The organism is Dankookia rubra (assembly GCF_004355005.1).
GTDB lineage: Bacteria > Pseudomonadota > Alphaproteobacteria > Acetobacterales > Acetobacteraceae > Paracraurococcus > Paracraurococcus ruber_A.
Window position 1 is genome coordinate 1 of the sequence record NZ_SMSJ01000060.1, and the last position, 11,182, is coordinate 11,182.

At 74.4% G+C, this 11,182-nt stretch carries 11 protein-coding genes; 8 read left to right on the plus strand and 3 right to left on the minus strand.

Features of this window, described 5'->3' with window-relative positions:
- The 7 genes from E2C06_RS26430 to E2C06_RS26460 form a co-directional block, all read left to right on the plus strand.
- Nucleotides 1-922: peptidylprolyl isomerase (locus tag E2C06_RS26430; RefSeq protein WP_133291585.1), on the plus strand; the 922-nt coding region annotated here is incomplete at its 5' end.
- A gap of 273 nt (nt 923-1,195) precedes the next feature.
- The gene (gene argJ / locus E2C06_RS26435) at nt 1,196-2,434 is read left to right on the plus strand and encodes a bifunctional glutamate N-acetyltransferase/amino-acid acetyltransferase ArgJ (protein WP_133291586.1); all 1,239 of its coding nucleotides are present in this window, start codon (nt 1,196-1,198) and stop codon (nt 2,432-2,434) included.
- Nucleotides 2,397-3,377, plus strand: a complete 981-nt coding sequence (locus E2C06_RS26440) for a class I SAM-dependent methyltransferase (RefSeq protein ID WP_133291587.1) — start codon at nt 2,397-2,399, stop codon at nt 3,375-3,377. Before argJ ends, E2C06_RS26440 begins: the two co-directional genes overlap by 38 nt.
- 59 nt (nt 3,378-3,436) lie before the next feature.
- Nucleotides 3,437-4,531 carry a bifunctional GNAT family N-acetyltransferase/(deoxy)nucleoside triphosphate pyrophosphohydrolase gene (locus E2C06_RS26445; RefSeq protein ID WP_133291588.1) on the plus strand — a complete coding sequence of 365 codons (1,095 nt, stop codon included), beginning with the start codon at nt 3,437-3,439 and terminating at the stop codon, nt 4,529-4,531.
- A gap of 43 nt (nt 4,532-4,574) precedes the next feature.
- Complete coding sequence (locus E2C06_RS26450) at nt 4,575-4,817, plus strand: FitA-like ribbon-helix-helix domain-containing protein (RefSeq protein WP_133291589.1); 243 nt, start codon at nt 4,575-4,577, stop codon at nt 4,815-4,817.
- A complete protein-coding gene (locus E2C06_RS26455; RefSeq protein ID WP_133291590.1) occupies nt 4,817-5,236 on the plus strand; it encodes a type II toxin-antitoxin system VapC family toxin in 420 nt (139 codons plus the stop codon). The genes E2C06_RS26450 and E2C06_RS26455 overlap by 1 nt, the downstream gene beginning before the upstream one ends.
- On the plus strand, nt 5,233-6,006 hold the full coding sequence (locus E2C06_RS26460) for a competence/damage-inducible protein A (RefSeq protein WP_133291591.1): 774 nt from the start codon (nt 5,233-5,235) through the stop codon (nt 6,004-6,006). Before E2C06_RS26455 ends, E2C06_RS26460 begins: the two co-directional genes overlap by 4 nt.
- A gap of 158 nt (nt 6,007-6,164) precedes the next feature.
- Here the strand turns inward: E2C06_RS26460 and E2C06_RS26465 are convergent, their stop codons facing one another.
- Together E2C06_RS26465 and argE are read right to left on the minus strand one after the other, a co-directional pair.
- Nucleotides 6,165-7,181: a M14 family metallopeptidase gene (locus tag E2C06_RS26465; RefSeq protein WP_133291592.1), complete on the minus strand. Its 1,017-nt coding sequence runs from the start codon at nt 7,179-7,181 to the stop codon at nt 6,165-6,167.
- Nucleotides 7,181-8,338 carry an acetylornithine deacetylase gene (argE, locus tag E2C06_RS26470; RefSeq protein ID WP_241671482.1) on the minus strand — a complete coding sequence of 386 codons (1,158 nt, stop codon included), beginning with the start codon at nt 8,336-8,338 and terminating at the stop codon, nt 7,181-7,183. Before argE ends, E2C06_RS26465 begins: the two co-directional genes overlap by 1 nt.
- A gap of 92 nt (nt 8,339-8,430) precedes the next feature.
- On the opposite strand from argE, the gene E2C06_RS26475 reads away from it, so the two are divergent.
- Nucleotides 8,431-9,966 carry a M81 family metallopeptidase gene (locus E2C06_RS26475; RefSeq protein WP_133291594.1) on the plus strand — a complete coding sequence of 512 codons (1,536 nt, stop codon included), beginning with the start codon at nt 8,431-8,433 and terminating at the stop codon, nt 9,964-9,966.
- 394 nt (nt 9,967-10,360) lie between these two features.
- Here E2C06_RS26475 and E2C06_RS26480 read toward each other — a convergent pair whose 3' ends face one another.
- The gene (locus tag E2C06_RS26480) at nt 10,361-11,179 is read right to left on the minus strand and encodes an MBL fold metallo-hydrolase (protein ID WP_133291595.1); all 819 of its coding nucleotides are present in this window, start codon (nt 11,177-11,179) and stop codon (nt 10,361-10,363) included.
- Nucleotides 11,180-11,182 lie beyond the last annotated feature (3 nt).

An 11,182-nucleotide genomic window follows, 5' to 3' on the forward strand; every position in this document is an offset into this window, starting at 1 on the left:
GCCGGCCGCCGCGCCCGCCGCCCCGCCCGCCGCCCCGCCCGCGGGCGCCCCCGCGGCCGAGGACCCGCTGCTCGCCCGGGTCGATGGCCAGCCGGTCCGCCTCTCGGACGTCCTGGCCACCGCCCAGGACGTGCTGCCGGCCGACATGCGCGACCTGCCGCCTGCCATGCTGATGCAGGTGATCCCGGCCGAGGTCCGCCGCCAGCTGCTCGAGCGCACCATCACCGAGCGCGCCCTGACCGGCGCCGCCAAGGCCGCCGGCCTCGACCGGGAGGAGGCGGTGCGCCGCCGCATCCAGCGGGCGGAGGACCAGGAGCTGCAGCAGGCCTTCCTGGCGCGGGAGGTCGCGGCCAGCGTCACCGACACCGCGCTCCGCGCCCGCTACGACCAGGAAAGCGGCAAGCGGCAGGGCGACGAGGAGGTCCATGCCCGGCACATCCTGCTGAAGACCGAGCCGGAGGCCCAGGCGGCGCTCGCCGCGGTCAAGGGCGGCGAGGATTTCGGCGCGGTGGCCAAGCGGCTCTCGACCGATCCCGGCTCCCGCGACGGCGGCGACCTCGGCTTCTTCAAGCGCGGCGACATGGTGCCCGAATTCGCCGAGGCCGCCTTCGCGATGAAGCCGGGCGAGCTCAGCGCCCCGGTGAAGAGCCCCTTCGGCTGGCACGTCATCAAGGTCGAGGAGCGCCGCGCCGCGCCGGTGCCGGGCTTCGAGGAGAGCCGCCAGCAGCTCCGCCAGCAGATGCTGCAGGAACAGGTGGATGCCGTGGTGCAGCGGGTCCGCGCCGGCGCCAGGGTGGAGCGGCTGGACCAGCCGCCGGCCGGCGGGTCGCTGCTGGACAATGCTTCGCCGCCTGCGGCGGGGGCCGCGCCGCCCGCCGCCTCGCCCCCCGGCGGCGCCCGGCCCGCCCCGCAACGCCGCTAGCGCGGATGGCGGGAGGGCGCGAACGCCCGGACGGCCGGATCTGCCCTGGCAAAGGACCTGGAGCGGTGCCGCGTTCACCTTCGGACGCAAGCCGCTATAGGGAGGATGGCGGGGGGAGCGTGAGCGCCCGGACGCCTGGATCCGCCCTGGAGACACCACGCTGCGGCGGTGCCGCGTCCACGGCTGGACGCAGGCCGCCGCAGACCATCGCGCGCCGCCCGCGCCGGGACCGCCGGCGCAGGGTCAAGCGTGCCCGCTGAGGAGGACCGCCGCATGGCCGGCAAGGATGTCGCCGTCTCCCCGCTCGCCCTGCCCCTGCCGGAGGTGCCGCCGATCGAGGGCGTCCGCCTCGGCGTGGTGGCGGCCGGGATCCGCTATGTCGGCCGGGCCGACCTGACCATGATGGAATTCGCCTCGGGCACCACGGTGGCCGGCGTCTTCACCCGCAACAGGTGCCCGGGCGCCCCGGTCGACTGGTGCCGCCAGGCGCTGAAGGGGGGCCGCGCCCGGGCGCTGGTGGTCAATGCCGGCAATGCCAACGTCTTCACCGGCAAGGCGGGGCGGGAGGCGACCAGGGCGACCGCCGCCGCCGCCGCCGGCCTTGTCGGCTGCAAGCCGGGGGAGGTCTTCCTCTGCTCGACCGGCGTCATCGGCGAGACCCTGCCGCACGCGAAGCTGACCGCGGCGCTGCCCGGGCTGCATGCCGGCCTGGTGCCGGAAGGCTGGGCCGAGGCCGCCCGCGGCATCATGACCACCGACACCTTCCCGAAGGCGGCGGTGCGCACGGCGACCATCGGCGATGCCACGGTGACCATCGCCGGCATCGCCAAGGGCAGCGGCATGATCGCCCCCGACATGGCGACGATGCTGAGCTTCGTCGCGACCGACGCGAAGATCCCGGCGGAAGCCCTGCAGGCCCTGCTGGCCAAGGGCACGGCGAGGACCTTCAACTGCATCACCGTCGACAGCGACACCTCGACCAGCGACACGGTGCTGGTCTTCGCCACCGGCCAGGCGAAGCACCCGCGGGTGCCGAAGGAGGGCGGCGCCGTCCTGAAGGACTTCGCCCGGGCGCTGGAGGAGGTGCTGCACGACCTCGCCCTGATGGTCGCCCGCGACGGCGAGGGCGCGCAGAAGCTGATCGAGATCAACGTCACCGGCGCGGTCAGCGCGAAATCGGCCCACCGCATCGCCATGACCATCGCCAACTCGCCGCTGGTGAAGACCGCGATCGCCGGCGAGGACGCGAATTGGGGCCGCATCGTCATGGCGGTCGGCAAGGCCGGCGAGCCGGCCGACCGCGACCTGCTGAGCGTGGCCGTCGGCGGCACCTGGATGGCCAGGGACGGCGGCGTCATCCCCGGCTACGACGAGACCCCGGTGGTCGCCCACATGAAGGGCCGCGAGGTCGAGATCACCGTCGACATGGGCCTTGGCCGCGGCAAGGCCCGGGTTTGGACCTGCGACCTGACGCATGGCTATATCGACATCAACGGCTCCTACCGGAGCTGAGCCGCCGCTGCCGCCCTGCCCCATCACCGGGGAGCCGGCGGCGGAGCGGATCGAGGCGGTCTCGGCCAAGCTGCTGACCGACCTCTGGCGCTTCGGCGCCGGGGTGGCGCCGACGCCGCTGCACCGCAGCGCGGGGCCGCTCGGCCTCTACCGCTCGCCCTGCGGGCTGCGCTTCTTCCATCCCCCCGTCCCGGGCGACGCGGCCTTCTACGGGGCCTTCTATGGCCGCCACCGGGCGCTCGAGCAATTCTCGGCCCATGCCGCGGAGCGCGGCGACTTCCGCGCGGCGGCGGCGCTGGTCCAGGCGGGCGACCGGGTGCTCGATGTCGGCTGCGGCGACGGGGCCTTCGCCGCGCTGGTGCCGCAAGCGGCCTATCAGGGGCTCGACCTGCACCCGCTGCGGCGGCCCGGCGGCCCGCCGATCCTGGCCGAGACGGTCGAGGCGCATGCCGGGCGCCACCCGGCGGCCTATGATCTGGTCGCCGGCTTCCAGGTGCTGGAACATGTCGCCGACCCGCTGGGCCTGGCCCGGGCCATGCTCCGCTGCGTCCGGCCCGGCGGGCTGCTGGTCGCGGCCATGCCGCTGTATCCGTCGCCGCTGACCGCCTTCCCCAACAACCTGCTGAACCTGCCGCCGCACCACCTGAGCTGGTGGACCGAGGAGGCCTGCGCCGCGCTGTGCCGGGCGCTGGGGGCGGAACCGGTCTCGATCGGCCCGGTGCCGAGCTCGACCATGCATGCGCGGATGCAGTGGATGGCGCGGCTCTGCCCGCTGCCGCGGCCGGGGCGGCCGGGGCGGGCGCATGTGCGGCGCGGCTGGGGCACCCAGGCGGCGGTCTGGCTCGGCTTCCAGGCGGCGGGGCTGGCGGCGGCGGTGGCCGGATTGCCACGCCGCGCGGCGCCGATCGACGTGGTGCTGGTGGCGCGCAACGCGGCGCGTTGACAGCCGCCCGCGGCTGGCCGTTCCTGGCGTTCCTCCCCCAGGTGAATCGCCGCCCCCCCGTGACCTCCGCTCCCCCTGATTTTGCCCCGCTCCGCACCGAGCGGCTGACCCTTCGTCCGCTCCGCCCCGGGGACGCCGCCGCGCTGCACCGCCTGGTCAATGACTGGGAGGTGGCGAAGACCCTGGCGCGCGTGCCCTTCCCCTATCCGCGCGCGCTGGCGGATACCTGGATCGCCTCCACCTGGGCGCAGATCGAGGCCGGCGAGGCCTGGCACCTCGCGGTCATCGGCGAGGAGGGGGGCGCCGAGCACCTGGTCGGCTGCGTCGGCCTGACCCTGGCGCGCGCCAGGGGGCGGGACGGCCGGACGGCCGAGCTCGGCTACTGGGTCGGCCGCCGCTTCTGGGGCCATGGCGTGGCGACGGAAGCGGCCGGCCGGCTCTGCCGCTGGGCGCTGGCCAATCTCGATATCGCCGCGATCCGCGCCAGCGCGCTGAAGGACAACCCGCGGTCGCAGGCGGTGCTGGCGCGGATCGGGCTGCGGCCGGCGGGGGAGGGGGTGCAGACCTTCCTCTCCCGCGGCGGGCCCATGCCGGTGCTGCTCTTCGAGGGCGGGCGGGAGGAGATCACCGGCGACGCCGCTCCGCCGCCCCTGGCGGACGCCGCCCCGCCGCCCCTGGCGGACGCCGCACCCCCGCCCGCAGCGGACGCCGCCCCGCCGCCCGCGGCGGACGCGGCGCCCCCGTCCCTCGGGGGCAAGCCGGTGCTGCTGGTGGCGGCCGTCGCGCTGGTCGATGCCGATGGCCGCGTGCTGCTGGCCCGGCGTCCCGAGGGCAAGCCGCTCGCGGGGCTCTGGGAATTCCCCGGCGGCAAGGTGAAGCCGGGCGAGACGCCGGAGGCGGCGCTGATCCGCGAGCTGAAGGAGGAGCTGGACATCGATGTCTCGGCCGCCTGCCTCGGCCCCTTCACCTTCGCCTCCCACACCTACGAGAAATTCCACCTGCTGATGCCGCTGTACCTGTGCCGGCGCTGGCAGGGCGAGGTGCGCGGGGTGGAGGGCCAGGCGCTGGCCTGGGTGCGGCCGCAGAAGCTCGGCGGCTATGCCATGCCGCCGGCGGACAAGCCGCTGGTGGCGATGCTGCGGGATTTCCTGTGATGCTCCGGCGTGCTATCACGGGCTGATAGCGCGGGAGGCGTGGATGGCACAGGTCCTGGTGCGCCAACTCGACGACGGCGTGGTCGAAAGGCTGAAGCGGAAGGCCGCCTTGCGCGGCGCTTCGCTGGAAGGCTACGTGCGCGACCTGCTGAACCGCGACGCGCAGGACGACCGCGCGGCGCTGCTGGCCGAGCTTGACGCATTGCGCGCGGCACAGCCGCCGCAGACCTCCGACTCGACCGACCACATCCGGGCCATGCGGGACGGCGACGCGGACGACGACTGATGGTCGTCGTCGACGCCAGCGTGGCGGTGAAGTGGTTCGTGCCGGAGGAGAACTGGCCGGTCGCGCGCCGCCTGCTGACGCTCGACCTCGCCATGGTGGCGCCCGACATCCTGGCCATGGAGACGATGAGCGCCCTGCTCCGCAAGCACCGGCGGCGGGAAGTGGTGGACCAGCTCCCCGGCCAGGCGCTCGGCCTGCTCGCCGCGCTCCGGGTGGAAGCGGTGCCGCACGGGCCCCTGCTGCGGGAGGCCACCGCCCTGTCGCTCCGCTGCAGGCACGCGGTCTGCGATTGCTTCTACCTCCTCGTCGCGCAGCGCCGCGGCCTGCCGCTCGCCACCTTCGACCGCCGCCTGGCCGCCCTGGCCGGCAGCCTCGCCATCCCGCTCTGGTCCCCCGACCGCGTCCAGGAAGCCCCATGACCAACGATAATCCCACCGCCTGCCTGCTGATCATCGGCAACGAGGTGCTCTCGGGCCGGACCCGCGACGCCAACCTGCAATTCCTCGCCACCCGCCTCGGCGAGATCGGCATCCCGCTGCGCGAGGCGCGCGTCATCCCGGACGTGCCGGAAACCATCATCGCCGCGGTGAACGAATGCCGGGCCAGGTTCACCCATGTCTTCACCACCGGCGGCATCGGCCCGACGCATGACGACATCACCAGCGAATGCGTGGCCCGCGCCTTCGGCGTGGCCTGGGAGGTGCACGAGCCCTCCCGCGTCGCCATGGCCGCGGAATACGCCCGCCGCGACCCGCCGATCGAGTTCAACGCGGCGCGGCTGCGCATGGCGACCCTGCCCAAGGGCGCCGTGCCGATCGTCTCCTCGGAAACCATGGCGCCCGGCTTCTCCATGGAGAACGTGCACGTGATGGCGGGCGTCCCCCGCATCATGCGCGCGATGTTCGAGGCATTGGCCCCGACCCTCAAGGGCGGCGCGCCGATCCTCTCGCACACCGTGCATGCCGACTACGTCTACGAAGGCCAGATCGCCGCGGGGCTTTCCGCCATCCAGGCGAAATACCCGGCGCTCGACCTCGGCAGCTATCCCTACTACCGCGGCAAGGGCGGCGGCGTGGCGCTGGTGGCCAAGGGGACGGACTTGGCGGCGGTGGACCAGGCGGCGGCGGAATGCCTCGCGCTGCTCGCCGGCTTCGGCGCGGCGCATGAGGGCGAGCCCGCGCCGGAATAGGGACGGGACGCAGGCCGGGGAGACGCTATCCTCCCGCCGGACGAGGCGTCCGGCCCCTCATCCGGCTTTCCGCGTCGGCACGCGTCGCGCGGCGGGTGCCAAGCCCGCGGAAAGGCGGGGTGGTGGCCGGGGAGGGACGACATCTCCCACCGGCCTGCCTAATCGTCCACGAACCGCGCCAGCCTGACCGCGGTCTGCCCGGGCATCGCCCGGAGGCTCGGCATCACCAGCAGGCAGTCGTCGTGCGGGGTGCGGATCTCGTCCTCCCCGTCGAGGGCGATCAGGGTGTTCCGCTGCGGCACCACATGGCCGCCGCGAAAGGGCCGCAGGAAGGCGAAGCCCGGCGTGCGCGCCGTCACCGTGCGGGTCACCCGGGCGAGGCGCGCGGGCGCCGGCGGCGCGGCGGGCGGCGGCGCCAGCATCCCGTCATCCTCCGCCACCGTCCCGGCCAGGCGCAGCAGCCGCGCCGCCGCGACCTCGATCATGGCGACCGTCGCCGCCTCCCAGTGCGGGCCCGCTTCCAGCAGCAGCGCGGTGCGCGTGCCGTCCGGGTCGGCGAAGGGCGCATGGTCGATCAGCCGCTGCCCCGCGGCATGCCCCTCGTCCGCCACCACCAGGGGCGGCAGGCCGACCTGCCGCGCCAGCCGCGCGGCGCGCGCCGAGCGCCCCGCCAGCATCAGCGGATCCGAGGGCCAGAGCATCGAATGCAGGTCGAGCAGCAGGTCGACCGTATCCAGCAGCGGGCGCAATGCCCGCGCCCGGCGCAGTTCGCAGGACCGCCTGCCGCCCGAGAGCGTTTCCTCGTCCCAGACCCGGTTGAGGTCCTCGTCGATGAAGCGGCTCGCGGTCGGGTCCTCCGCATCGAAGCGGCCGAGCGCGTCGAGATTGGCCATCACCAGGGACAGCCGCCCGCGCGCCGGCCGCAGCCCGGCCCGCAGCCAGCGGTCCAGCACCACCGCGCCGCCGATCTCGTTGCCATGCGTCGCCGCCACCACCGCGACATGCGGCCCCGGCGCGTCGGCGGCGAAGCTCCAGACCCCCGGCATGACATTGCCGCCGCGCCAGGCGTCGAGCTCCGGCCGCGCGATCCGCACGTCCAGCCGCGGCAGCCCCGCCAGGGTGCCACCGGCGAGGATCGCGGCGAGCGCGGGGGGCAGGGCGTCCCGGTCGGGCATCATCCCTCCGCCAGCGTGCCCGCGAGGCGGTCGAGGACGTCGAGGCAGGACGCGATCTGGCTTTCCGCCACCCATTCCTCCGGCTGGTGCGCCTGGGCGATGTGGCCCGGCCCGCAGACAATGGTGGCGATTCCCCGATCGTGGAAGAACCCGGCCTCGGTGCCGTAGCTGACGCGCGCGACGCTGTTGCGCCCGGTCAGCCGCTGCACCAGCAGGGCGAGCGGCGCATCCTCCGGCAGGTCGAAGGCCGGCAGGTGCGAGCGCTCGGCCACGCTCATCCGCGCATCGGGCGCCACCGCGCGCAGCGGCGGCAGCACGGTGCCTTCCATGAAGGCGACGAGGCCTTCGCGCACCGCCTGCGGGTCGTCGCCGGGCACGCTGCGGACCTCGAACATGAAGCGGGCGCGGTCGGGCACGATGTTCAGGATGGTGCCGGCCTCGAAGGTGCCGACATGCACCGTGGTCCAGGGCGGCTCGAACCCTTCGGCACGGCGGCCGGCGGCGGCGAATTCGCGGGCCCGCGCCGAGAGCCAGGCGACGCCCTCGGCCGCCGCATGCAGCGCATTCGCGGTGTCCGTGGTGCGCGAGGAATGCCCCGAGAGACCGGTGACGGTGACGTCCCAGCTCGCATAGCCCTTCTGCGCGATGACCGGCGCCATGCCGGTCGGCTCGCCGACGATGCAGGCGGCGGGCGGCGGCTGGCCTTCGCCCAGGCGCGGCACCAAGGCCCGGGCGCCGGCCGCGGTGGTTTCCTCGTCATGCGTCAGGCAGAGATGGACGGGCCGCGCCAGGGGCAGCGCGGCGATCCGCGGCAGCATGGCGATGGCGCAGGCGGCGAAGCCCTTCATGTCGGCGGTGCCGCGGCCGATCAGCCGCCCGTTCTCCCGCCGCAGCCGGAAGGGATCGGCCAGCCAGGCCTGGCCGTCCACCGGCACGCAGTCGACATGCGCCGACAGCGCGATGCCGCCGGCGACGCGCGGCCCGACCACCGCGTGCAGGTTCGCCTTCTCCCCCGACGCGTCGAGCGTGACGCGGCTCTCGACGCCATGCGCCGCGAGCCAGGCCTCCACCCAGCGGATCAGCGGCAGGTTGCTGTTGCGGCTGGTCGTGTCGAAGGACACGAGCCGGTCCAGCAGCGTGACTGCCTCCTCGAGCATCTTCTTGTCTCCCGGCATCAGTCTATACGGGGTGGGGAGTCCGGCAATCCGTGCAAGGCTCGGCGGACGGGGGAGTTGTCACCGATATGCGCATGTCTGACGGATCGGCCGGGCCGCGCATCGCGGTGCTCGGCCTGCATCTCGAGGCCAATGCCTTCGCGCCGCCGACGCGGCTCGATGACTTCGCCAGGCAATGCCTGGTGCAGGGCGAGGCGATGACGAGGCTGGCGCGGTCGGAGGCGAGCCACCTGCCGGCCGAGATTCCCGGCTTCTACCGCCGCATGGATGCGACCGGCCCCTGGTCCCCCGTGCCCCTGCTGGTTGCCGCCGCGCCGCCGGGCGGGCCGATCGAGCAGGCGGTCTTCCTCGATCTGCTCGATGCCATGCGGCGCGGCCTGGCCGCCGCGCTGCCCCTCGACGGCGTCTACCTCGCCAGCCACGGCGCCGCCTCGGCCACCGGGGAGGAGGACAGCGACGGCGCCATCGCGGCGATGATCCGCCAGGTCGTCGGCCCCGCGGTGCCCATCGTCTGCAGCCACGACCTTCACTGCAACGTGTCCGAAACCCTGGTCGATTCCGTCGACGCGCTGGTGGTCTACCGCACCAACCCGCATGTCGACATGGCGGCGCGCGCCGCCGAGTCGGCCGACCTGCTGCGCGAATTGCTGGGCGGGGCCCGCATGGCGCGGGCCTTCCTCCGCCTGCCGCTGGTGCCGCCCAGCGTCACCCTGCTGACCGCCGCCGGCCCCTATGCCGAGCGCATCGCCGAGGCCGAGGCGCTGATGCGGGCCGACCCGCGCATCGCCAATGCCTCGGTCGCCGCCGGCTTCGTCTTCTCCGACCTGCCGAAATGCGGGATGACGGTGACGGTCACCGCGCGCGGCGGCGATGCGGCGCTGGCCCAGGCGACGGCGCGGCGGCTCGCGCGGCATGCCTGGGGCCAGCGCGCGCGGCACGTGCCGACGCTGACGCCGCTCGGCGATGCCGTGGCCCTGGCCGCCGCCGCCGGGCGCGGCGAGGCGCCGCCGGTGCTGCTGGCCGATGTCGCCGACAATCCCGGCGGCGGCGGCCGCGGCAGCACCACCTGGCTGCTGCGGGCGCTGCACGAGGCAGGGGCGCAGGGCGTCGTGCTCGGCATCTTCGTCGACCCGGCGCTGGCGGAGGAGGCGCATGGCCTGGGCGAGGGCGCGGGCTTCGAGGCGGTGTTCAACCGCGTGCCGTCCGAATTCTCGCAGGGTTTCGCCGCGCCCGCGCGCGTGCTGGCGCTGCGCGACGGGGCCGGCCTCGGCCGCCGCGGCACCATGGCGGGGCGCCGCTTCGATCTCGGCCCCTCGGCGCTGCTCGAGCTGGCGGGGTCCGGGCTGCGCGTCGTCGTCGGCTCGCTGCGGCGGCAGCTGCACGAGCCGGCGATGCTGGAGCTGCACGGCATAAACATCGCCGCCGCCCGCTGCCTGGTGGTGAAGAGCCGCGGGCATTTCCGCGCCGGCTTCGACGAGCACTTCCCCGACGCGCGGATCGTCGAGGTGGACGCGCCCGGCCTGACCAGCCCGGTGCTGGCCAATTTCGCCTGGAAGCGGCTGCCGCGGCCGGTGTTTCCGCTGGATGCGGGGGCGGCCTGGGAGGGGTGACGGCGCTGGCTTTCGCGACCGGGTCGCGCTATAGGAAAACAATCAGCGGCGAAGCCTTGCCCGCGCGCCGGACCGGCCCGGCGCGCGCCCGGATTGAAAAACGAAATTCCAAAAATCCAAAGGCGCTCCCGGCCGCAAGCCGCGGAAATCCAGGCGAAGCGCGGAAAAGAACCGGATCGGCCTCAACCGCATTGAGGGGAATTGAGCGGGGTTGAGGCTCAAATCCTCAAATCCCGGCGGGGCGTCCCGGCGATCCGCCTCGCACCGGGCGCACGGAGGTCATGCCTTCGTGCCCCGCGGACGCCGTGCCGCCGCACGGCCTGGCTCCGCCGCGCTGGCGGCGGGCGCCATTCGGCGCCGCGGCCCTGCGGGCCGCGGGCCGGAACGCCGTGCATCAGGGCGCCACCATCCGCTCGGCCCAGGCGCAGTGGCGGTCGGCGCTGCGGGCCAGCGCCGCCTTGCCGCCGGTCACGATCTCCCGCTCGTGGAAGGCGCCGTAGATCGCCTCCCAGTCCAGCCCGGCGCAATACGCCGCCATCCGCCGCACCTCGGCCGGGGGCAGCGGGATCAGGCAGGGATAGCTGCGCATGAAGCCGAGATGCCGACGGTCGGGCAGGACCTGCAGGATGTCGCCGGACAGCAGCGCGCCCCGGCCGCCGGCGCCGCCGCGCCAGAGCGCCACCGTCCCGCCGGCGAAATGCCCGCCGAGCCGGTGCAGCGTGATCTCCGGCAGCACCGGCTGGGCATCGCCGTCCCAGAAGCGAAGGCAGGGATCCGGCCGCGTCACGTGCTGCCGGTCGGCGGCATGCAGCCAGACCGGCACGCCGAACTCGCGGCCCCATTCCACCATGGTCGAGTAGTAGTGCGGGTGGGACAGCGCGACGCCGGCCAGCCCGCCGAGGGCGCGGACCAGCGTGACGGTCGCCGCATCCAGCAGGGCGATGCAGTCCCAGAGCAGGTTGCCCGCCGGCGTCCGCACCAGCAGCGCCCGCTGGTCGATGCCGAAGGCCGGGACGCTGCGGATCGCCAGCAGGTCGGGCTCCAGCGCGCGCCAGCTATTGGCGTGGCCGCCCCGCAGCCCCTCCAGCGTGGTCCATTGCTGGCCGCGGGCCGGGACGTATTGCCGCTCGTCCTCGCAGATCGGGCAGGCGGCCGGCGGCGCCGCGCTCTCGGCGAACTGGATGCCGCAGGCCTGGCAAAGGAAATGCGGCATGGG